Annotated in this window: 19 protein-coding genes; 9 read left to right on the top strand and 10 right to left on the bottom strand. The window is 56.8% G+C overall.

Annotation, left to right across the window (positions count from 1 at the left end; all coding sequences use genetic code 11):
• Positions 1–54 precede the first annotated feature (54 nt).
• On the top strand, positions 55–1893 hold the full coding sequence (gene ilvD, locus K787_RS0105190; protein ID WP_028614611.1) for a dihydroxy-acid dehydratase: 1839 nt from the start codon (positions 55–57) through the stop codon (positions 1891–1893).
• Between the two features lie 408 nt (positions 1894–2301).
• The gene (locus tag K787_RS22280; RefSeq protein ID WP_022961733.1) at positions 2302–3972 is read left to right on the top strand and encodes a putative bifunctional diguanylate cyclase/phosphodiesterase; all 1671 of its coding nucleotides are present in this window, start codon (positions 2302–2304) and stop codon (positions 3970–3972) included.
• On the opposite strand, the gene K787_RS0105180 is transcribed toward K787_RS22280, so the two are convergent.
• Genes K787_RS0105180 through K787_RS0105165 form a run of 4 tightly spaced genes read right to left on the bottom strand, consistent with a single transcriptional unit; the run spans position 3945 to position 6842 of the window.
• Complete coding sequence (locus K787_RS0105180; RefSeq protein ID WP_022961732.1) at positions 3945–4469, bottom strand: dihydrofolate reductase; 525 nt, start codon at positions 4467–4469, stop codon at positions 3945–3947. The two genes, K787_RS22280 and K787_RS0105180, sit on opposite strands and share 28 nt — an antisense overlap.
• A complete protein-coding gene (locus tag K787_RS0105175; protein ID WP_022961731.1) occupies positions 4466–5260 on the bottom strand; it encodes a thymidylate synthase in 795 nt (264 codons plus the stop codon). Before K787_RS0105175 ends, K787_RS0105180 begins: the two co-directional genes overlap by 4 nt.
• On the bottom strand, positions 5244–6050 hold the full coding sequence (gene lgt, locus K787_RS0105170; RefSeq protein WP_022961730.1) for a prolipoprotein diacylglyceryl transferase: 807 nt from the start codon (positions 6048–6050) through the stop codon (positions 5244–5246). The genes K787_RS0105175 and lgt overlap by 17 nt, the downstream gene beginning before the upstream one ends.
• Positions 6051–6059: 9 nt before the next feature.
• Complete coding sequence (locus K787_RS0105165; protein ID WP_022961729.1) at positions 6060–6842, bottom strand: sulfite exporter TauE/SafE family protein; 783 nt, start codon at positions 6840–6842, stop codon at positions 6060–6062.
• Positions 6843–7062: 220 nt separating this feature from the next.
• Between K787_RS0105165 and K787_RS0105160 the strand changes: the two genes are divergently transcribed.
• Positions 7063–7818, top strand: a complete 756-nt coding sequence (locus K787_RS0105160) for an NRDE family protein (protein WP_022961728.1) — start codon at positions 7063–7065, stop codon at positions 7816–7818.
• Between the two features lie 4 nt (positions 7819–7822).
• Here the strand turns inward: K787_RS0105160 and ptsP are convergent, their stop codons facing one another.
• On the bottom strand, positions 7823–10090 hold the full coding sequence (gene ptsP, locus K787_RS0105155; RefSeq protein WP_022961727.1) for a phosphoenolpyruvate--protein phosphotransferase: 2268 nt from the start codon (positions 10088–10090) through the stop codon (positions 7823–7825).
• 12 nt (positions 10091–10102) lie between these two features.
• The gene (locus K787_RS0105150) at positions 10103–10612 is read right to left on the bottom strand and encodes an RNA pyrophosphohydrolase (RefSeq protein ID WP_022961726.1); all 510 of its coding nucleotides are present in this window, start codon (positions 10610–10612) and stop codon (positions 10103–10105) included.
• 209 nt (positions 10613–10821) lie between these two features.
• Here K787_RS0105150 and K787_RS22275 point away from each other — a divergent pair, with 209 nt between their 5' ends.
• A complete protein-coding gene (locus K787_RS22275; RefSeq protein WP_022961725.1) occupies positions 10822–11541 on the top strand; it encodes a histidinol-phosphatase in 720 nt (239 codons plus the stop codon).
• A gap of 152 nt (positions 11542–11693) precedes the next feature.
• Here the strand turns inward: K787_RS22275 and K787_RS0105140 are convergent, their stop codons facing one another.
• Positions 11694–12887, bottom strand: a complete 1194-nt coding sequence (locus K787_RS0105140) for a class I SAM-dependent rRNA methyltransferase (RefSeq protein ID WP_022961724.1) — start codon at positions 12885–12887, stop codon at positions 11694–11696.
• 119 nt (positions 12888–13006) lie between these two features.
• Between K787_RS0105140 and K787_RS0105135 the strand changes: the two genes are divergently transcribed.
• Positions 13007–13891, top strand: coding sequence for an HDOD domain-containing protein (locus tag K787_RS0105135; RefSeq protein ID WP_022961723.1), 885 nt, complete (start codon positions 13007–13009; stop codon positions 13889–13891).
• A gap of 23 nt (positions 13892–13914) precedes the next feature.
• The gene (locus tag K787_RS0105130) at positions 13915–14427 is read left to right on the top strand and encodes a glycine cleavage system transcriptional repressor (protein WP_022961722.1); all 513 of its coding nucleotides are present in this window, start codon (positions 13915–13917) and stop codon (positions 14425–14427) included.
• 36 nt (positions 14428–14463) lie between these two features.
• Here K787_RS0105130 and K787_RS0105125 read toward each other — a convergent pair whose 3' ends face one another.
• Positions 14464–17370, bottom strand: a complete 2907-nt coding sequence (locus K787_RS0105125; protein WP_022961721.1) for an ATP-binding protein — start codon at positions 17368–17370, stop codon at positions 14464–14466.
• A gap of 102 nt (positions 17371–17472) precedes the next feature.
• On the opposite strand from K787_RS0105125, the gene K787_RS0105120 reads away from it, so the two are divergent.
• From K787_RS0105120 to K787_RS0105110, 3 genes are read left to right on the top strand one after another with little or no spacing between them, the layout of a single operon-like run.
• A complete protein-coding gene (locus K787_RS0105120; RefSeq protein WP_022961720.1) occupies positions 17473–18993 on the top strand; it encodes a DUF1538 domain-containing protein in 1521 nt (506 codons plus the stop codon).
• The gene (locus K787_RS0105115; RefSeq protein ID WP_022961719.1) at positions 18990–19337 is read left to right on the top strand and encodes a P-II family nitrogen regulator; all 348 of its coding nucleotides are present in this window, start codon (positions 18990–18992) and stop codon (positions 19335–19337) included. The genes K787_RS0105120 and K787_RS0105115 overlap by 4 nt, the downstream gene beginning before the upstream one ends.
• Before the next feature lie 20 nt (positions 19338–19357).
• Positions 19358–19753: a CBS domain-containing protein gene (locus K787_RS0105110; protein WP_022961718.1), complete on the top strand. Its 396-nt coding sequence runs from the start codon at positions 19358–19360 to the stop codon at positions 19751–19753.
• Between the two features lie 63 nt (positions 19754–19816).
• Here the strand turns inward: K787_RS0105110 and K787_RS24245 are convergent, their stop codons facing one another.
• Positions 19817–20653, bottom strand: a complete 837-nt coding sequence (locus K787_RS24245) for an SDR family NAD(P)-dependent oxidoreductase (protein WP_052185322.1) — start codon at positions 20651–20653, stop codon at positions 19817–19819.
• 114 nt (positions 20654–20767) lie between these two features.
• On the bottom strand, positions 20768–21856 hold the full coding sequence (gene parM, locus K787_RS0105100) for a ParM/StbA family protein (protein WP_022961716.1): 1089 nt from the start codon (positions 21854–21856) through the stop codon (positions 20768–20770).
• Positions 21857–21919 lie beyond the last annotated feature (63 nt).

Below are 21919 nucleotides of genomic sequence, written 5' to 3'. Positions count from 1 at the left end.
CTTATCGCCAACTTGGTATGCTTGGCTGATTGCAACGCACAACGAGATTATCCCATGCCCGATTACCGCTCAAAAACATCCACCTTTGGCCGCAACATGGCTGGCGCCCGCGCGCTGTGGCGCGCCACCGGCATGAAGGACGAGGATTTCAAGAAACCCATCATCGCGGTGGCCAACTCCTTCACCCAGTTCGTACCCGGCCACGTGCATCTGAAAGACATGGGCCAGTTGGTCGCACGCGAAATTGAGCGCGCCGGTGGCGTGGCCAAGGAATTCAACACCATTGCCGTGGACGATGGCATCGCCATGGGCCACGACGGCATGCTCTACTCCCTGCCCTCGCGCGAGATCATTGCCGACTCGGTGGAATACATGGTCAATGCCCACTGCGCCGATGCGATCGTGTGCATTTCCAACTGCGACAAGATCACCCCCGGCATGCTCATGGCCGCACTGCGCCTGAACGTACCTGTGGTCTTTGTCTCCGGCGGCCCGATGGAAGCGGGCAAAACCAAGCTCGCCAGCCACGGCCTGGACCTGGTCGATGCGATGGTCGTCGCCGCTGATGAAAACAGCTCAGACGAGAAAGTCGCCGAATACGAGCGCTCCGCCTGTCCGACCTGCGGTTCTTGCTCGGGCATGTTCACCGCCAACTCGATGAACTGCCTGACTGAAGCACTGGGCCTGGCGCTGCCCGGCAACGGCTCGTTGCTGGCCACACACAGCGACCGCGAGCAGTTGTTCCTGCGCGCTGGGCGCACCATAGTCGAGCTGTGCAAACGCTATTACACCGACGGTGACGAAAGTGTGTTGCCGCGCAGCATCGCCAACTTCAAGGCGTTCGAGAATGCCATGACCCTGGACATTGCCATGGGCGGCTCGACCAACACCATCTTGCACCTGCTGGCCGCGGCTCAGGAAGGTGAAATCGAATTCGACCTGCGCGATATCGACCGCCTGTCACGCCAGGTGCCGCAGTTGTGCAAAGTCGCGCCGAATATTCAGAAGTACCATATGGAAGACGTGCACCGCGCCGGCGGTATTTTCAGCATCCTCGGTTCGCTGGCCCGCGGCGGCTTGCTGCACACCGATCTGCCGACAGTGCACAGCCCGAGCATGGAGCAGGCGATCACCGAATGGGATATTACCCAGACTGAAGACGAAGCCGTACATACCTACTTCAAGGCCGGGCCCGCAGGCATCCCGACCCAGACCGCGTTCAGCCAATCTACCCGCTGGGATACGCTGGATCTGGACCGTGAGCATGGCTGTATTCGCAGCGTCGAACACGCCTATTCTGCCGAAGGCGGTCTGGCTGTGCTCTATGGCAATATCGCCCAGGACGGTTGCGTGGTGAAAACCGCTGGCGTGGATGAGTCCATCCACGTGTTTGAAGGCAACGCCAAGATTTACGAAAGCCAGGACACCGCCGTCAAGGGCATTCTCGCCGACGAAGTTAAGGCTGGCGACATCGTCATTATTCGCTACGAAGGCCCCAAGGGCGGTCCTGGCATGCAGGAAATGCTCTACCCGACCAGCTACCTGAAGTCCAAGGGCCTGGGTAAGGACTGTGCATTGCTAACCGACGGACGCTTCTCCGGCGGCACCTCGGGCCTGTCCATTGGTCACGCTTCGCCAGAAGCCGCTGCGGGCGGCGCCATTGGCCTGGTACAAGAAGGCGACAGGGTACTAATTGATATCCCCAACCGCAGCATCAACTTGCTGGTGAGCGACGAAGAACTGTCACAGCGCCGTATCGCGCAGGACAAGAAAGGCTGGAAACCGGTAGAGCAGCGCCCACGCAAGGTAACGACCGCGTTGAAGGCCTATGCCCTATTGGCCACCAGCGCGGACAAAGGCGCTGTCCGCGACAAGGCCATGCTCGATGGCTGAGGGCAGTTGCTGCTCGAAATCTGCAAGAATGTGAGCGCTGTACCTGTATCTTTACCATGTATCCGAGTCACCCGCGCGAGCGTTGTGGCTCGGATGCATGCCCTCCTGGCAGCCTCCTGAAAAGGGTTATTTGCGCAGTGCACTGTCAGCTCCCGGCGCCGGCAGATAGCTATTGGCCTGGGCTTGACGCTAATTAGCAGTCAAATACTGCGCCATAATAATGTCACTCCATCTTGGCAACAAAAAAATAGTCAATCGAACGTCTGATTTAATCAACAGTCATACCATTGGTCGGACAAACTGGCCGTTCGCCACTCCCTAATGCTGTGCGGAAACTGTGATGGCGTTAACATAATCGCAACATGGGGCGTACTACGCGGCGTTCCTCTCTGCCGGGCATGGACTCCGATGGACACAACTGCAAGCAAACTGCTGCTGGTTGAAATGGATCCGGTCAAACGCGAGCAACTGCTCGCATTCTGCCGGTCCGAAAACGATGCCCCACTGGCCGTCGAGGTGTGCACACGTCCGCAGGAAGCAATCAATCGTCTGGCCAATGGTAACTTTAGCGCCTGCCTTATCCCCAATGATCTGTCCCTGTTACGCGACGTGCGACGCGTCGCCAATGACACCTTGTGCCTGTTGGTCAGCGATGCCCGCGCTCCAGAGCACGACAGCATGGCCATTCATGATGGCGCAGACGACATCCTGCTGCGCTCCGAGCTGACGTCAGACCGACTGCGGCGCGCCTTGGAACATGCCGGATTCCGCCGACAGAGCGGCGGCAAACTGGCCCAACAAGCAAAGCAGGACCCGCTGACGGGGCTGGGCAATCGCGCCATGCTCGAAGAGGAGCTTGACCGGCTGCTGCTGCGCAGCAAGCGCAGTCATACCGCTTTTGCGCTGCTGTATATCGACCTGGATTACTTCAAGCAGATCAACGACAGCTTCGGTCACGGGCTGGGCGATCTGTTGCTAGCGGTGATTGCCAACCGCCTGCGGCGCAGCATGCGTGATCTCGATATGATCACCCGAATCGGTGGAGACGAATTCGTCGCATTGCTGACCGACCTGCACGACCCAAACGATGCCGCGCTGATCGCCAGCAAGATTATTCATACGCTGAGCGAACCGATCACGCTGAACGGCCATCATTTGCTTATTTCCGCCAGCGTCGGCATTGCCACTCATCCGCAGCATGGCAGTAGCGCTTCTGAACTGCTGAATAACGCCGACCAAGCGTTATATCGGGCCAAAGCCGGCGGCCGCAACGGTTACAGCTTTTACAGCCCGGAAGAAGATGCGCAAACTCAGCATAACCTGGATATTGAGCAAGGCCTGCGCCACGGCTTACTAGAGGGTCAGTTTCGCCTGCACTTTCAACCTATAGTGGATACACGCAATGGCGATACCCACGCCTGGGAGGCCTTATTACGCTGGCAACATCCGACGCTGGGGCTACTCACGCCGGATGCCTTTCTGAAGTTGGCGGAACACAGCGGTCTGATTTTGCCCATGGGTCACTGGGTCATTGGTAAAGCGCTAGAAGCAGTGATGAAATGGCGCAATGCTGGAGTGGATTGCCGTCTGTCGATCAACCTCAGCGATCGAGAACTAAAGCAACCGCGTTTTGCCGACCAACTTCGCCAACTGTTGGTCAAAAACAACGTGCCCGCCAACGTGATTCAGCTCGAGCTGCGCGAAGATGCGCTGTTAAAGCACGCCAGCCAGGCAGAAAAGCTGTGTAAATCCCTGGCTTCTCTGGGCGTGGATATCTGGCTTGATCATTTTGGCGAGGAGTACGGTGCGATGAGTTATCTGGCACGGCTACCGATTACCGGCATCAAGCTGGACGCACGAAAAATGGTCGATGATGACGACTACGCTACCTACCTGCGCAATCTGATCAACCTGTCACACGGTATGAACAAACAAATCACCGCCAACTACGTGGAAAATGCCCAGACAGCCGAGCAATTATCCAGTTGGGGCGGCGACTTCCTGCAAGGTTACTGGATCGGCAGACCACGCCCGCTTGAAGACGTTATGGGTCAGCCTTTGACTCTGTCCAATACTTGATAACGATGGGCCGGATAATCCGCCGTGCCCGGCACCACTCGCTCGTCGACCAAGTGCCACTGCGCCAGATCGACCGCCGGAAACCAGGCGTCGCCCGACGGCTCAGCCTCTACTAGCGTCAGATACAAGCGATCAGCCCGCTCCAGCGTCTGCCGGTAAAGCGTCTCCCCACCAATGATCATAATTTCGTCTGCCCCGTCCAGGGCCGCCTGACGCTCGGCCTGCTGCAAGGCATCGTCTATATTGGCGTGCAGCCAGGCACCGGGGAGCTGCAAACCACTTTGCTTGCTGACGACTATATTGGTCCGCCCTGGTAGCGGACGCCCCAACGAATCAAAGGTCTTGCGCCCCATAATGATGGGCTTGCCCCAGGTCATACTGCGGAAATACTTGAGATCTTCCGGCAAATGCCAAGGTAACTGATTGTCTCGCCCGATCACATGATTGAGGCCCATCGCGGCGATCAACGCCAAGCGCGGCTTAGATGCATGGCTCATACCGCCACCGGCGCCTTGATGTGGGGATGGGCCTGATAGCCTTCCAGGGTGAAATCATCAAAGGTAAAAGCAAACAGATCGGTAACCTGCCGATTGAGCTGCATCCGGGGTAGCGGGAAGGGCTCGCGTGCGAGCTGCAGTTCCGCCTGCTCCATATGATTAGCGTAAAGATGGCAATCACCACCGGTCCAAACAAACTCGCCTGGCTGCAAACCGCAAACTTGAGCGACCATCAGCGTCAACAGCGCATAGCTGGCAATATTGAACGGCACGCCGAGGAAAATATCGGCGGAGCGCTGGTACAACTGGCAACTAAGCTTGCCATCCGCCACATAGAACTGAAACAGGGCATGGCATGGTGGCAGCGCCATCTCATCAACCAGGGCAGGATTCCAGGCCGACACGATTAGCCGTCTGGAATCAGGGTTGCTGCGAATCATCTCCAGCACCTTGCTGATCTGGTCGATCGACCCGCCATCGGGCGCTGGCCAGGAGCGCCACTGGTAGCCATAAACCGGCCCCAAATTACCCTCTTCGTCCGCCCAATCGTCCCAAATCGACACGCCATGTTCCTTCAGGTAAGCGATATTGGTGTCGCCCTGAAGAAACCATAGCAGCTCATGGATAATGGATTTAAGGTGGCATTTCTTGGTAGTCACCAAGGGGAAGCCGTCGGCCAGATCAAAGCGCATCTGGTGAGCAAATACGCTGTAGGTGCCGGTCCCGGTCCGATCACTTTTGAAGGTGCCGTGATCACGCACATGGCGCATCAGATCAAGATACTGTTTCACGCTTTACGCCTCCGTTACGGTAAGCCCACGCCATCATCGCGGCGCCTATCAGAATCATCGGCAAGGAAAGTACCTGCCCCATAGTCAGCCAGCCGAACGCCAAATAACCCAGATGCGCATCCGGTTCGCGAACAAACTCGGCAAGAAAGCGGAAGATGCCGTAGCACACACCGAAGAGTCCGCTGACTGCCATGGTTGGCCGCGGCTTGGCCGAGTACAGCCAGAGAATAATGAACAGCGCCACCCCTTCCATCGCGAACTGATACAACTGCGATGGATGCCTGGCTAGCTGCAGCGGGTCGGTGGGGAAGACCATAGCCCAGGGCACCTCGGTTGCCTTGCCCCACAACTCGGCATTGATGAAATTGCCTATGCGGCCGGCACCCAAGCCAATCGGCACCATGGGCGCGGCAAAGTCCATCACCTCAAAAAAGCGCTTGCCATTACGCCGGGCAAACCACCAGACCGCCAGCAATACGCCGAGCAAGCCGCCATGAAACGACATGCCGCCCTTCCAGACCTGGAAGATCAATGTCGGATCGTTGGTATAGGAGGCAAGATCGTAAAACAGGATATAACCAAGCCTACCGCCAGCGATGACACCCAGGGCAACCCAAAACACTAGATCCGAGAGTTTCTCACTGCTCCAACTCGGATCAAAAGCATTCACCCTGCGGCTCGCCAGCCACCAGGCGCCGCCAATACCAATCAGATACATCAAGCCATACCAATGGATCTGAATAGGGCCGAGGGACAACGCCACCGGATCAATCTGCGGATAAGCCAGCATTAACGCTCCCTACATTAAAAAGTTGATGCCCACACCCAGCAACAGCAGGGCGAACAGCCGTTTGAGCAATTGTTGCGACAGCCGATGTGCCAGACGCGCGCCAAAACCGGCGAATAGCATACTGGTAGCGGCAATACCGATCATAGCCGGCAGATAAATATACCCGACGCTCCAGGCTGGCAGAGGAGTCACTGCCCAGCCGGTCCAGATAAAACTCGCCGCACCGGCCAATGCGATAGGCAAGCCACAAGCCGATGAAGTGGCCACTGCCTGCTGCATGGGCACGCTGCGCCAGACCAGAAAAGGCACGGTAAGCGAGCCACCCCCAATACCGAAGATCGCCGACGCCCAGCCGATGACCCCACCAGCGACGGTCAGTGCGGGCTTACCTGGCACAGCGGATGTCGCCTTGGGCCGTAGATCAAAAGCCATCTGGATTGCCACGGCAATGGCAAATACGCCGATGATCTTCTGCAACACGGGACCCTGAATTACCGCAGCGGTCAGCGCTCCCAGTACGGTACCAAAAACAATACCTAGCGCCATCCAGATGAATAGCGGCCACCGAACCGCGCCCTTGAGATGATGCGCGCGAATGGCATTAACAGAGGTGAAGGCGATGGTTGCCAGCGAAGTACCCACCGCCATATGCGTAAGTACCTCGGGCGCGAATCCTTGCAGAGTGAAACTGTAAACCAGCACCGGCACTATGATCATGCCTCCGCCCACACCGAACAAACCCGCCAACGTGCCAGCGAACCCACCCAGTACCAGATAAATCAGAAACTCCACACTTACCCCCGCTTCAATGGCTGCTCGCTGAATCTCATCAGCCTAGCCAGACAGGCCGCTAGTGTAGCCGAAACCAGCGCCGATGAGTGCCAGGAAAGTCATCCCATGGCCACATTCACACTGCGGTCGAACGTGCCTGTTATCGCTTTCAATGGGCCTCACGGGCCACTGCCTCGGACAAAAAATCCGTACACTAGGCGAATAACAGGGGGGAACCACTATGTGTCTGATGGCTTTTGCCTGGCAAACGGGCGATTACCCGCTCATCCTGCTGGGAAATCGGGACGAGTTCCATGCCAGACCCACTCGCGCAGCCGGCTTCTGGACCGCAGAAGGCCAGCCGGACCTGCTCGCGGGCAAGGATCTGGACGCTGGGGGTACTTGGCTCGGAGTCACACGGGCTGGCCGATTCGCGGCACTAACCAACATCCGTGCACCTGGAGCCCATAAGGGTCCACAGTCACGTGGTGCGTTGGCGCTGGACTACCTGGCCGGCAAAGAAACGCCGAAGGACTACCTACAGCAACTGCAATCCAGGCGCGACGATTATGCCGGATTCAATTTGTTGGTCGGTGACCTTCAGCAGCTTTGGTATCTCAATAGCCAGACAAATCAGTTGCAGCAGTTGCCGCCAGGGATATACGGGCTATCCAATGCATCACTGGACAGCGACTGGCCCAAACTGCAACGACTGCGGGCCAAGCTGGCCGACAATTTGAACGCTGGTGCCGATGTATTGCTGGACCTGTTAAGCGACACTCAGACTTACCCCGATCAGCAGCTACCCCAAACCGGAGTCAGCCTGGAGTGGGAGCGACGACTGTCAGCCACCTTTATTTTGGGTGAAGACTACGGGACCCGTGCCAGCAGTCTGCTAAAAATGGATAAGCAGGGCGGCATCGTTTTTGTGGAACGCAGGTTTGCGGCCATGGGTGTGGCGCTAGGTGAATCCTGCTGGCATCTGGCCGGTGACTAACGCTTCAGCGGCCCTGACGCAGGACTTTCTCCAAGCCCATATTACGCAGCGCCAGATGCAGCGTACTTTGCACCAGGTGCGGGTTATCCAGCCCGATAACTTCATCGAGCAGTGCTTTGGCGTCACTCAGGGAGATCTGCCGCAATAGCCATTTCACCTTGGGCAGGTTGGTCGCGTTCATTGACAGCACATCGCAACCCATGGCCATCAATAACACTGCAGAGGCTGGGTCACCGGCCATTTCGCCACAGACGCTCATTGGCTTGCCGGCTTCACGGCAGGCGGTAGCGACTTTGATCAGCGCCTGCAATACCGCAGGATGCAGGGAATGATACAAGTCCGCCACGCGGGGGTTGTTACGATCAACTGCAAGCAGGTACTGAGTCAGATCATTGGTACCTACCGAGAGAAAATCGACCATCTGTACCAGCTCGCGTGCCTGGTAGACTGCCGCTGGCACTTCGATCATTACACCCACCGGCGGCATGGGCACAGCCATGCCTTCATCGCACACCTCGCTATGCGCACGGTGAATCAGATGCAGTGCCTCTTCCACTTCGTAGACACTACTGATCATCGGCAACATGATGCGCAGATTGTTCAGCCCCTTGCTGGCTTTGAGCATGGCGCGGGTCTGTACCAGAAAAATTTCCGGATGATCCAGAGTCACGCGAATACCGCGCCAACCGAGGAAGGGGTTATCCTCGCGAATAGGGAAATAGGTCAAGGCCTTATCGCCACCGATATCCAGGCTGCGCATGGTTACCGGCAAAGGATGAAAGGCTTCCAGTTGCTCGCGATAGGTCGCCTGCTGTTCCTTTTCGCTAGGGAAACGATCCTGGATCATGAACGGCACTTCAGTGCGGTACAACCCGACACCCTCAGCGCCGCGATCAAGCGACCGTGCGACATCTGCCAGCAACCCGGTATTAACAAACAGCGGCATCCGATGGCCATCCGTGGTCACGCAGGGCACATCGCGCAGCTTTTCCAGGCCCTGGACCAGCTCCAGCTCCTCGCGCACTATTTCCATATAGTGCCGACGCAGCTCCTGCGAAGGATTGGAATACACTTCGCCATGGTTACCGTCGACGATCAGCTCCAGGCCATCCATCCGCGTGTAGGGTAAATCCACTGCGCCCATCACCGTCGGAATACCCATGGCTCGCGCCAGAATGGCTACGTGCGAACTCCCTGAGCCCAGTACCGAGACCAAGCCAACCAGCTTCTCCTTTGGCACCTCGCCGAGCATCACCGGCGACAACTCCTCGCTTACCAGGATGGTTTGATCGGGGAAGACCCGCTCTTCCTTGTTGGCCTCCTGCAGATACGCCAGGATACGCCGCCCCAGGTCCTTAACATCCGATGCGCGCTCACGCAGGTAGGGATCGTCCATCATTTCAAAGCGGTTGATATGCGCGTTGACCACTTCACGCAATGCGCCCTGCGCCCATTGCCCACGGCGGATGACTGCAAGCACCTCGCTCCCCAGCGCGGCGTCATCGAGCATCATCAGATACACATCAAACAGCGCCAGCTCTTCCGGCCTTAGCTGCGTCGACAACTTGGCCGACATATCATGCATATCTCGGCGCACAGCCTCGATCGCGCTACGAAAGCGCAGAACTTCGGCCTCAATATCACTGATATGCTTATCAGGTACGGCTTTCAGATCAGCTGGCGGCAAAATCACCACGGCCTGGCCGATGGCCACGCCGGGCGCACCAGGCACCGCATCGAAACGGGTATCCTGAATCGCCTCACCAGCCCAGCCAAGTCCATGAATCGAACCAGTTGCTTCGGCGTGCGCAATAACCCCGGCCAGCTGCGCACTCATGGTGACCAGAAAGGACTCTTCAGATTCGTCGAACTGTCGGCGCTCTTTCTGCTGCACCACCAGCACACCCATAACCCGGCGGTGGTGAATGATAGGTACGCCGAGAAAAGACGCAAAACGCTCTTCGCCAGTCTCGGCAAAGTAACGGAATTTCGGGTGCGCGGCGGCGTCTTCCAGGTTGACCGGCTCTTCACGCGCGCCCACGTAGCCAATCAGACCTTCATTATTGGCCATGCTGACGACGCCCACCGCGTCCTTATTCAGGCCTTCGGTGGCCATCAGCACGTAACGGCTACTGTCGGGGTCGAGCAAATAGACGGAACACACCTCTGTACCCATGGCCTCGCGCACGCGCTGGACAATAATGTCCAGCGCGGTGGTCAGGTCCTTGGCGGAGTTCACTTCCTGAACAATCCGCCGCAGGGTGTTGAGCATACTCACGTCTGTTTACTCACGTTTCCATCCAGTCGTTTCCATCCAATCAGCCAGGGGGAGCCTTGGGGCCAGCTCTTTCATTGCACGACGGTAAACGTCACGTTTAAAAGCCACCACTTGGCCCAGTGGATACCAGTAACTGACCCAGCGCCAGCCATCAAACTCGGGCTTGGGTGTCTTGGTCATGCAGACTTGTTGCTCATTGGCTGTCAGCCGCAGCAAAAACCATTTTTGCTTCTGGCCAACACACACAGGTTGCGAGTGGCTGCGAATCAAGCGCTGCGGCAAGCGGTAACGCAGCCACCCACGAGTGCAGGCAAGAATTTCGACATCCTCGGGCATCAAGCCGACTTCCTCGTGCAATTCGCGGTACAACGCCTGTTCGGGCGTTTCATGTTGCTGAATACCACCCTGCGGAAACTGCCACGCGTCCTGGCCGATACGCCGCGCCCACAGCACCTGCCCGGACCCATTGGTCAGGATGATGCCTACATTGGGACGGAAGCCATCAGGGTCGATCACAGCCAGTATCCTTGATTAATTGTCCTCTGCATTGTTCCACAAAGACGAGCGGCGCAGCAATTGCAGAGTAACAGGCATTTCAGTGCCTTATAAGCACGCCTTGCGCACCCGCACATTCACTGCCTTGCGCCGCGCCGATACAGCGCAAGCATTTGCTCGCGACCTGGATTATCCTTGCGCACTCGGCATTTCAATACAGGAGATACCCCTTGCCTCTGGCCATCTTTGATCTGGATAACACTCTTCTTGGCGGCGACAGCGACCATGCCTGGGGCGAGTTCATTGTCGATCATGCCATCGTCGACGGCGCCTCTTACAAGGCACGTAACGATGAGTTCTTCAATGATTACCTGGCCGGGCGCCTGGATATACAGATCTATCTGAACTTCTGCCTGCAGCTACTGGCCGAGCACGAGCCTGCGCAACTGGACGCCTGGCATCGGCAGTTTATGGCGGAGCGCATTGCCCCCATAGTGCTACCCCAGGCACTGGCATTAATAGAAAAACACCGGAAAGCCGGCGATACGCTGATGATTATCACCGCGACCAACCGCTTTATCACGGCGCCGATTGCCGAGCGTCTGGGTATCGATATTCTGCTGGCGACCGAGTGCGAGCGTGCCGATGGCCGTTTCACCGGCCGCACTACCGACATTCCGTGCTTCCGCGAGGGCAAGGTGACGCGTCTTGAGCGCTGGCTGATGGAGAATGGGAAAAAACTCGACGGCAGTTACTTTTACAGCGACTCGCAGAATGACCTGCCGCTGTTGAATATGGTCGATAACCCGGTCGCGGTTGATCCTGACGAGGTGTTGCGTGCGCATGCGCAGGAGCATGGCTGGCCAATTCTTAGCCTACGTGACCAGTCGGGCTGCGGCGGCCTGGCACGAGCGCCGCTACAACTCCGAGAGGGGCCGCACTCGGTCTGACAGGACTCCGAAAGACGCCGTGAATCCATCCCTGGAGGCTTGACGATAACATCCCTGTTATCGACACTTTCTCCGCCCTATCAGACCGAGCGCTATATCACTTCCGAGTGAGGCGGAGTTTGCTGTCCCAACCCCCAAACCCTTCTTAAAACCTAAGCCGGTAATACTCGGCAAAACAGCGATTTGATATAACCGGTTTCCGGTATCGCGGGATGCAGCGGGTGGTCCGGGCCCTGGAAGCCGCGCTCGGTGATCACCAGATGGCGATCCAGATGCCGGCTGGAAGCCAGCAGAATCTCGCGCAGGCTTTCTTCAGCCAGGTGCATGGAGCAGGAGGCCGAGACCAGAATGCCATCCTTGTTCAGCAACCGCATAGCCTGCTCATTCAACCGACGGTAGGCGGCTTCACCATTGCGTACATCCTTGCGCTTTTTAATAAAAGCTGGCGGATCAGCAATCACCACATCGAACTTCTCGCCAGCCAATTTCAACTCGCGCAGCGCATCCATCACATCGCCTTCGACCACTGCCATCTTCTCGGCTACGCCATTCAGGCTGGCATTGTGCTCGACCAAATCAAGAGCCGGTGCGGAACTGTCGACACACATGACTTCGCTAGCGCCCATCGCCGCCGCCTGCACACCCCAGCCGCCAATGTAAGAATACAGATCCAATACGCGCTTGCCTGCCACATAAGGCGCCAGACGTGCGCGGTTCATGCGGTGATCGTAAAACCAGCCGGTCTTCTGTCCGGTCCAGACCGGCGCTTCAAAACGCACGCCGTTTTCTTCCAGAGCAACACGCTCAGGCACGTCGCCAAACGCGGCTTCCACGTATGAGGGCAGATCCTCAGCCTTGCGCGCGCCGCTGTCATTCTTGAACAGCACGCCCACAGGCTTAAGCACCTGAACCAGGGCCTCGACAATCGCCTCGCGCACCCGCTCCATGCCAGGGGTCGCTATCTGCACCACCAGGTAATCGCCAAAACGGTCAACTACCAGACCTGGCAGCAGATCAGCGTCGCCGTAAACCAAGCGATAGAAAGGTTTGTCAAACAGTCTCTCGCGCAAGCTCAGGGCCACCTGGATACGGTGAACCAGCAAGGACTTGTCCAGCCCGTGAGCCACATCGCGACTATGCATGCGCGCACAAATCAGATTGGTTGGGCTCATGCACACCAAGCCCAAGGGCTTGCCTGATGCGGTTTCCAACAGTGCTTCCTGGCCGGGCTCGAAGGCGGTCAGCGGGGTCTGGGCAGTATCCACTTCATTGCTGAATACCCAGAGATGGCCGGCTTTGATGCGCCTGTCACTATTGGATTTAAGACGCAGACTTGGCAGGGTCATGGGGGCTCCTTACTCTCGGGCGGCAGGTCATTCCGCCGGGCAGGTATTATACAGGCTGTCCTGCCCGCCAGTCTGCGGCTAAACTCCAATCTCCCTTATGAGAGCGGATTCGTAGCAACATGACTGAAGATCTTACGGAAGAGCAGATCAAGCACGCATTACAGGGCATTAGCGTACCACCACAGCCGCAGATCATGGTCGATCTGCAGATGGAACAGGTCATGCCAGACCCGGATCTCAGAGTGATCGCACGGCTTATCAGCCAGGATCCGGGCCTGTCGGGCAGCCTGCTGAAAATAGTTAACTCGGCTTTTTTTGGCCTGGCCAATCGCATTTCATCCATCCAGCAGGCGGTGAACTTGCTTGGGGTGCGGCGGGTCATCAATATCGTCAACGCTCAGTCGATCCGCAGCGAGATGACCGACGAGAACATCCTCAACCTCAACCGCTTCTGGGACAGCGCCCAGGATATAGCCATGACCTGCATGACCCTGGCCAAGAAGATCGGTTGCGTCGAGCCTGATGAGGCCTATGCGCTGGGACTGTTTCACAACTGTGGCATACCTTTGATGCTCAAGCGCTTTCCTGACTATATCGACGTGCTGGAGGAGTCCTACGCGCAGGACGGCCAGCGTATCGTGGACGTAGAAAATCAGCGATTGAACACCAACCACGCGGTGATAGGCTATTTCACCGCCAAGTCCTGGCTGCTACCACGCCATCTGTGCGAGGCTATCGCTAGCCATCACAACGCCGCGCCGATTTTCGGTGAGGAAGATCACCATGATGCTGGACTGAAAAACTTGCTCGCCATACTGAAGATGTCCGAGCATATCTGCCAGGCTCACAAGGTGCTGGCCAACCAGCCAATTGATCACGAATGGAGCGCTGTGGGCGGGCGCGTACTCGAATATGTCGGCTTGACCGAGTACGATTTCGAGAACATCGCATTTAATTGCCGGGAAATGATGACCAGTGGCGAAGGCCGCTATTATCAGGACTGAGGCTGCCAGATCAAGGAGTTACTATGTCTACCCCACTTGTACTAACCGTGATATCGGCCGACAAACCCGGTTTAGTCGAAAGCATTGCTCAAGTCATCAATCGCCACGGCGGTAACTGGCTGGAAAGTCGCATGGCACGCATGGCCGGGCAGTTTGCCGGGATACTGCGCGTGGATATTGATGCCGACAAGGTTGAAGCGTTGCGCATCGATCTTGACGGACTGACCCACCTGGGTATTAACGTGCAGGTGGCCGTAAGCGGTCAGGCCGATGATCCCCAGTTGACGCACCTGCATCTGAGTCTGTTGGGTAATGACCGCCCAGGGATAGTGCATGAAGTGTCGCAGATTCTCGCCAGGCACGGTGTGAACGTCGAGAAGCTGGACACCGAATGCAGTGCCGCGCCGATGAGTTCAGACCTGTTATTCAAAGCCAAGGCGGATCTGGGCATCTACCCACAGACGGATCTAGACGCCCTGCGTAATGACCTGGAAAACCTCGCGGATGATCTCATGGTTGAACTCAGCGAGCGTTGAGACAAAGGCTCGCTGAGATGTACCAAACGGTTTGAATCAAGACGCTCTGACGCGACTTACGGCGTCCAGCAGATCCTGTATCTGCAGCGGCTTGGTCAGATAATAGGCCACATCCAGATCACTGACGCGCTCACGGTCAGCCGGTAAAGCACCGGCGCTGATCACAATCACCGGTAGATCTCGGGTGCGCGCACTGCCGCGTAACGAGCGCAGTAGCCGGTCACCCTGCATATCCGGCAGATCAATATCCAACAGCAGTACCTGCGGCGGCCGCTGAGTAATACGGTGCAGCGCTTCCAGCCCATTGTGAATCAGTGTGACCTGAGCTACACCCGCTAACGCGTGCTGCACCAGTATCTGACTGGAGCGATCGTCTTCAACGTAGATGACGTCTAGAAGGCCTGGCGCGTTCTGTGCCTGATCACCCGGTTCGATAGCTCCGGGGACGGGCGCCTCGGGAAGCGTTACCCAGAAACAACTACCCACGCCAGGCTCGCTGCTGAAACCCATTTCGCCGTCCATCAGGCTCGCCAACTCGCGGCTCAACGCCAGACCGATCCCCGTGCCTTTTATCGTGCTATTTTCATGCCCCAGCCGCTGGAAGGGTTTGAATAGTTTGACCTGATCGGCGTGGCGGATACCAAGACCGTTGTCGGTGACGCGTAATTGCCAGCGTGCGCCAACCCGCAGGCAATCCAGGGTAATACTGCCGCCCGGCCGATGGTATTTGACCGCGTTGCTGAGCAGATTGAGCAGTATCTGGCGCAACCGCCTTGGCTCGGCAAGCACCATGGGCTGCTGCTGCGGCGTATCCAGGTGCAGGATCAGTCCCGCCGCCTCACGTTGCGGCCTCACCTGCTCGGCACAGGCCAATAACAACTGCCATGCATCAACGCTTTCCAGTTGAATAACCGGACGCTCGGACTCAATACGTGCCAGATCGAGCACATCGTCAACCAGCAAACACAGATGCTGACTGGCTTGCAGTATCTCCTGCACCTGCTGCTGCATGGTACTGCGCTGTGCCGGACTAACGCCCTGCTGCTCCAGGTCAAGCGCCAGCAACTGGGCAAACCCTTGAATCGCATTCAAGGGCGTGCGCAATTCATGACTCATGCTGGAAAGGAAACGGCTCTTCGCCAGGCTAGCTGACTGCGCTTGCAAGCTAGCCGTGCGCAACGCTTCCTGAGTAGCCTTGATGGCGTCGATGTCGACATGGGTACCCGCAATGCGCTGCGGGCGCTGGAACCGTCCGTCCATCTCGACAATCCGTCCCCGCCCCAACAACCAGTGATAATCACCAGCAGCGTCGCGCAGGCGATATTCAGCTTCGAGTTTGTGTTGTGCACTGCGTGGCATAAGGCTGCTGCGCGCAGCATTGAGATCGTCAGGGTGAACGCGCTGCAAGAAAGTGTCGAGCCTCATGACACCTGTGGGCAAACCGAAACGCCCAGTGAGCCGACCCTGGAACTGAATCTGCTTCTGAGCCACGTCAACTTCCCAAATACTCTCGGTCGTCGAATCCAGCACGCGCTCAAGGTGCCTCGTCGCCTGCTGCCTGGAGTACTCACTATCAGCTAGCTTGCCACCCATGGCCGAGGTATCGAGAGCCATGGCATCCAGCTCTTTGATCCGCGACCGGTGCGCTTCGGGATACCAGTTGCCCTCACCGATCTCCTGCATCATCCGGCCAATACCTCTGATCGGCGCCTGCATTGCCTGGCTGAGCTGGCGCGCACGCACCCACATCGCAGTAAAGAACACCAGATAGAACAGTACCAGCCCCGCGATTAACAGAAAACCGATCTGCCGATAATGGCTGGCCAAGGCATTGGTGCGGCTGAATACACTCGCCTCGTCCACCAGGGTGATCAATTTCCAGCCGGTTTCCGGAATATTTGACCAGGCAGCAAGCTGAGAGCGGCCACCCAGTTGGATGGGCATCACGCCCTCGCTTTCGCTCGCAACCAGTGCGGCCAGATCACGGGTGTCATTGCGATTGGTCAAATTGAAATCGCCCGGTTTGAAGATCTCCCGCCGCACTGCTTCGTCATAGCTGAACTGGGTTAACTCGTCCAACCCCAGATCCTGCTCACCCGCTTCAGGCAGCACCATAATATTCATGTCCTGGCTGACCAACATGGCATACCCACCCCAGGGGACCGCTAGCGAGGAAATTTCCTGCAAAATGCTGCTTATGGTGATATCCAACCCGACAACCCCTTCCAGTACTGCGCCGGCATACACCGGCGCTAACGCCGACATCATCCAACCCTGCCCTGCGGGATCTACATAGGTGTCTGTCCACACCACCTCCCGTGCCGGATTATTCTCAGCGTCGGCCAAGTAGTAGAAGTTATAGCGGGGAATATCCATATCATGCGGATACTGGTCTGGCGTGAAAAACCACGGCCATATGCGATTGTAGCTATCATGCGTATTGAAATAGATTGCACTGACCAGGCTATTGGTCTGCTCGATACCCTGCATCAGCCCGTCCAGTTGCGCCAAGCGCATGACCTTGTTCAGATCTTGCTCATTGACCGGCGTCCGGTTGGAATAAAAGGACGCCGCCCGCCCTTCATCACGATGGCTATAGAGCACGCCGGTTTCGGTATGCTTTAACGACGCGGCTTCCCGCGGATCCTGTAGCACATCGGTGTTGGCTAAAGCGTCCCGAACTTGACCGGCATACAAGCGGGTCAATTCACCCACGCCTTTCAAGCGCTGATTTACCAGGCGGGCCTCCTGGGCAGCGGAAGTTTGCATATCACTCTGCGCGGCCATGCGCAGATGCTCAATCTGGGCATCGCGTATGGCCGTATTGGAGAGCAGATAGGCTGCCACCAGCACCGTTTCTACCAGCAGTAATGGAATAAGGGCACTCTGGACAAAAGCCCGCCACATCCAGCTACGCAGGTCGATTGAGTTGGTTTTCGACATGTTGGAACGGTCCATTGATGGAAGTCAGCGTATGCATCGGAGCACTCTGCTAACATCAGGCTGGAGATTACACATACAGCCAGCAAAGGACCCAGCACTATTGTGAATCATCTCATGACCTTCTGGCACAATCTCAAGCATTCTTTTGGCAATTTGCTACCAATCGTATTGGTGGTCGGCGTCTTTCAAGTGCTGGTTATCCGACAGGTACCCGATAACCTCAGCACCATGCTGGTGGGCCTGGGCATCGTAGTGTTCGGTGTGGCGATTTTTCTGCAAGGCCTGGACCTGGGCATCTTTCCCGTCGGTAAAAGTCTCTCCAACGCCTTCGCAAGACGCGGTTCCCTGCCCGTACTGATGGCCTTCGGCTTTAGCATCGGCTTTGCCGCCGTGGTTGCAGAGCCAGCGCTGATTGCCGTTGCGGAACAGGCGCAAGAGATCAGTGGTGGACGCATTGATGCGCTGACCCTGCGCTTGCTGGTGGCGCTGTCGGTGGGCCTGGTCGTTGCACTGGGGGTATTGCGTACACTGCTCGGTCATCCGCTACATTGGTACATGATCAGCGGTTATTTATTGGTCGTCACCGTGACCTTCTTTGCCCCAGAGGAAATCGTCGGGCTGGCGTATGACTCCGGCGGGGTCACCACTAATATTGTTACGGTACCGCTGATCGCCGCACTTGGCGTCGGGTTGGCGGCGTCGATCAAAGGCCGAAATCCGCTAGCTCACGGCTTTGGCCTGGTCGCGCTAGCAGTAATGGTGCCGATGATCGCGGTACAGCTCTACGGTATTGTCGTGTACACACTTTTGCCTAGCCCTGCCGACGCTGCGCAGCTGGCAGCTGCGGCTGCCTCGGCTGCCGCAATGACCAGCCCACCGACCAATACTGCGGGCCAGCAAGCCTTGAGCATTCTGCTCGATCTGCTGAGTATGCTGCGTGATGTGCTGCCGATCATCCTGGTCATCCTGTTTTTTCAATACGGTGTTATTCGCAAGCCCATTCCCTATGTGCGCCGAGTAATACTCGGCTTCGCCATGGTCATAGTGGGGCTCTACGCCTTTGTCGTCGGCCTCAAGCTAGGGCTGTTCCCAGTAGGCCGTAGTATGGCCGAGCAACTGATCGCACTGGATACGCACACCTGGGTCTATCTGTTTGCCTTTGCGATAGGTTTCGCCACGACCATGGCCGAACCGGCATTGATCGCGATCGGCGCCCAGGCCGAAGAAGCCGCGCACGGCAAACTGAATGCCCGGCATATTCGTCTACTGGTAGCACTGGGTGTGGCCATTGGTATCACCATCGGTGTGCACCGCATCATCACTGGCGACTCCATCCATTACTACATCATGGGCGGCTATGCCCTGGTGATAGCACTGACGTTTTTTGCGCCGCGCTTTATCGTGCCGCTGGCCTACGACCTGGGCGGTGTAACTACCTCCGAAGTGACCGTTCCGCTAGTCACCGCCCTGGGTATTGGCCTGGCGACCCATATAGAGGGCCGCAATGTATTGATCGACGGCTTTGGCCTGATCGCCTTCGCGTCGATTTTCCCCATCATCACCGTCATGCTCTACGCTATCGTCATGGAGCTGATCAAAGCAGACACAGGAGAGATATCATGAAATTCTCGGTATTGGTGGCCATGCTGGCCGAGGATCTAGAGGAACAGGCTATCGAGTCGGCCAAGGCCGCCGGCGCTGGCGGCATGACCATCCTCAATGGTCGCGGATTGGGCGCCGAACAGAAGAAAACCTTCTTCGGACTAACCTACGAAGGCAGCCAGTCAGTTCTCATTCTGGTATTGGAAAAGAAGCTATCGCTGCGGGTGATGAAAACACTGGTCAAGGATCTGGACCTGAACAATCACAGCCGTGGCGTGGTATTTACCCTGCCACTGGAACATATCGCCGGTATTGATCATCGCCAGATCGCGCAATTCGAACAACTGATCAAGAACGAAATCTGACCTACTCAGGAGCAACTGCCATGCTGGTCAAAGACATCATGAAATCCAACGTCGTTACCGTTTCGGCCTTCGCCACCGTCCGCGAGGGCATGCATATCATGCGCTTGCACGGAATCAAATCGCTGGTGGTCGATAAAGGTAACGAGCATGACGCCTACGGCCTGGTGACCTACAACGACATTCTGAAAACCATTGTTGCAGAAGAGGGCGATATAGATCTGATCAACGTTTACGACATCTGCACCAAGCCGGCACTGATTGTGTCTCGTGAGCTGGAAGTCAAATACGTTGCGCGGCTGATGGTGAATATGAACATTCATCGAATTCTGGTGACCAATGCCAATGAACTGGTGGGTATCATCACCATGAATGACATCGTCGGTGCGATTCTGGACCTGGCCGACGGCGTAGATTAAAGCGCAAAGGATCCTCCGCAGTTGAAAGCCCACGACGGCCTGGGCTTTCAACTATTTGGAAGGCTATTGGCGGCCTATATAACCTGGATTGAAAATAACCTTGTCGCCTTGGATATTATCAAAAATATCCCGTGCGGCGATGGCCGGATCTTCCCAATCAGCAGCCCGGTCGTTCTCGGGGTTAGCCAGCGGCCCTACTGAATGCTGACTGATTTTAGTGCGCATGCCGGCCGGTGCAGCGATAAATACCTTGATGTTATCCACCTTCAGTTCCTGCGCAGCACTTTGGAATAGCCCATGCAGTGCATGCTTGTTGCCGGCATAGTGGCCCAGACCGGGAGGTGCGGCACTCATGCCGAGAATAGATGACACATTGAGAATAGTCCCGCCGCCCTGCTTGCGCATGACCGGAATGACCCGCTGCGCCAGATCGGCGTAGGCCCAATAATTGACCTCGAACATATCTTTGGCCTGTTCCATATCCATCTGTTCAAGTGTTGCCAGATAGGAATACCCGGCATTGTTGAATAGATAATCGATACCGCCGAATGCTTCCATCGCCTCTTCAATCACCCTGGGGCGTTGCTCCGCCTGTGCCAGATCGACCTCGACAAACACCGCTTCGCCACCTTGACTGCGGATTTGTTCGGCCAGCGCTTCTGAAGCCTCAGGGCGCCGATCCACCAGCACCAGCTTCATGCCTTCAGACGCACCGAGCAGTGCCAGCTCGCGGCCCAGCCCATAGCTACTGCCGGTAATGACCGCTACCTTGCCGTCGAAAGCAGAATCCTGCGCGTGGGCCGGAAATGCCAGCACAGTAAACACCAGCATGACACTGGCGAGCCAGGCCGCCTGAAGCCGTGAACGACGGGCGAGAGAAGGTGAAATGACAGTAGTCATGGGGGTCTCCTGGAACAGTGCGTGTACCTTGACGAACGGATTGCCAACAGCGAGTGCCGACAGGTATTGCAGTAAATACAGGGCCGCCATCCTCAGGATACCGGCCCGAGGGCTTCAGACATCTTCCAGCTGTTTCGTTGCGGCCTTGCCACCTTTGGTTTTGACCCGACCCGCGGCCACATTGCGCATGAATTTCAAGGCGCCACGGGCATTGGAAAACTCATCCAGCATGACCGGATTGGGGAACGCCTTGGTCAGCCAGTGATGGAACACCACCGAGCCGCCGCCGGTGATGATGATCGCCCGGTAGATACCGATGGAGCCTAGCCGCGATTTCACGTTGTTGATGATCTTGGTCGCCACGGAAGAGGCCACATCGTCACGCAGCACTTCAAAATTGCGCATTTCACCGGCAAAAAAGGTCGAACCCGTTTCCAGCACTTCACTGACCAGGTTCGGCGGAATCTCGGTATCGTGGGAATTCTCGATCAGACCCAGATCGATCAGCTCCTGCTTGATCGCTTTCTCCAGCGAAAACTTCAGATCCAGCACACCGACTTTGTCAGTCCCGGAATAACTGTTATTGATGGTAATGCTGTCATCAACGATCAGGTTGACCACGTCGGTGGTGGAACCACCAATGTCGATAATGGCCACATCGCCCTTGGTGTACTTGGCAGCATCAGTGAACTCGCCCTGGTCATCCAGCACGAAATCGAAGAACGCTGATAACGCTTCGGAGTAGCAGTCCACTTGTGTGATATTCAGTTTGTCCTCGCTGCCAATCACCTCAACCGTGCCCCGGCTGCCATTAAAATTGGCAATAGTCGCCTGTTTGTTCTCAGTGATTTGTGCGCCTTGCTCAGAGAAATAGTCGCGAAATGACAGCGTTACCCCCAGGTGCAGCGGCTTGTTCAACAGCTTGGCCTTGCGCAACGCGTGAGTGACCAGCACGCGATTTTCCACTGACGCCGGGTAGTTGGCGTTACGCAGATTGATCGGCGAGCGCACCGAGGGTTTACAGGTGTAATCGACCCCATCCGCACGATAACGATCCACGGTTTCACCGCTGTTAGAACTCAGCCGGTCAGTACCGATGATGGTGGGGATCTTCAGCGTCTGAATCTTGCCCTCGGCATCCAGCCAGGCCAGCTTGTGATCTGCATAACCATTGTCATCGACAACCAGTGTCACTTCTCCCATCTCGCTCTCCTGTCCATGCAATATAAGGTGGTCGTTACATCACTCCCGGTTGCCGCAACCCTC

Origin of the sequence: Halopseudomonas pelagia CL-AP6, assembly GCF_000410875.1 — a bacterium.
Taxonomy (GTDB): domain Bacteria; phylum Pseudomonadota; class Gammaproteobacteria; order Pseudomonadales; family Pseudomonadaceae; genus Halopseudomonas; species Halopseudomonas pelagia.
Note: the sequence above shows the minus strand (reverse complement) of the source record. Positions and strands in the feature narration are given on the sequence as shown.

Bases quoted from the DNA above. Each gene is read 5' to 3' on its own strand.
- K787_RS0105135 (WP_022961723.1), top strand. From the start codon at position 13,007: ATGACTGAAGATCTTACGGAAGAGCAGATCAAGCACGCATTACAGGGC.
- K787_RS0105115 (WP_022961719.1), top strand. From the start codon at position 18,990: ATGAAATTCTCGGTATTGGTGGCCATGCTGGCCGAGGATCTAGAGGAA.
- K787_RS0105125 (WP_022961721.1), bottom strand. From the start codon at position 17,370: ATGTCGAAAACCAACTCAATCGACCTGCGTAGCTGGATGTGGCGGGCT.
- lgt (WP_022961730.1), bottom strand. From the start codon at position 6,050: ATGCTGGCTTATCCGCAGATTGATCCGGTGGCGTTGTCCCTCGGCCCT.
- ptsP (WP_022961727.1), bottom strand. From the start codon at position 10,090: ATGCTCAACACCCTGCGGCGGATTGTTCAGGAAGTGAACTCCGCCAAG.
- K787_RS24245 (WP_052185322.1), bottom strand. From the start codon at position 20,653: ATGACTACTGTCATTTCACCTTCTCTCGCCCGTCGTTCACGGCTTCAG.
- K787_RS0105180 (WP_022961732.1), bottom strand. From the start codon at position 4,469: ATGAGCCATGCATCTAAGCCGCGCTTGGCGTTGATCGCCGCGATGGGC.
- K787_RS0105110 (WP_022961718.1), top strand. From the start codon at position 19,358: ATGCTGGTCAAAGACATCATGAAATCCAACGTCGTTACCGTTTCGGCC.
- K787_RS0105140 (WP_022961724.1), bottom strand. From the start codon at position 12,887: ATGACCCTGCCAAGTCTGCGTCTTAAATCCAATAGTGACAGGCGCATC.
- K787_RS0105160 (WP_022961728.1), top strand. From the start codon at position 7,063: ATGTGTCTGATGGCTTTTGCCTGGCAAACGGGCGATTACCCGCTCATC.
- parM (WP_022961716.1), bottom strand. From the start codon at position 21,856: ATGGGAGAAGTGACACTGGTTGTCGATGACAATGGTTATGCAGATCAC.
- ilvD (WP_028614611.1), top strand. From the start codon at position 55: ATGCCCGATTACCGCTCAAAAACATCCACCTTTGGCCGCAACATGGCT.
- K787_RS22280 (WP_022961733.1), top strand. From the start codon at position 2,302: ATGGACACAACTGCAAGCAAACTGCTGCTGGTTGAAATGGATCCGGTC.
- K787_RS0105130 (WP_022961722.1), top strand. From the start codon at position 13,915: ATGTCTACCCCACTTGTACTAACCGTGATATCGGCCGACAAACCCGGT.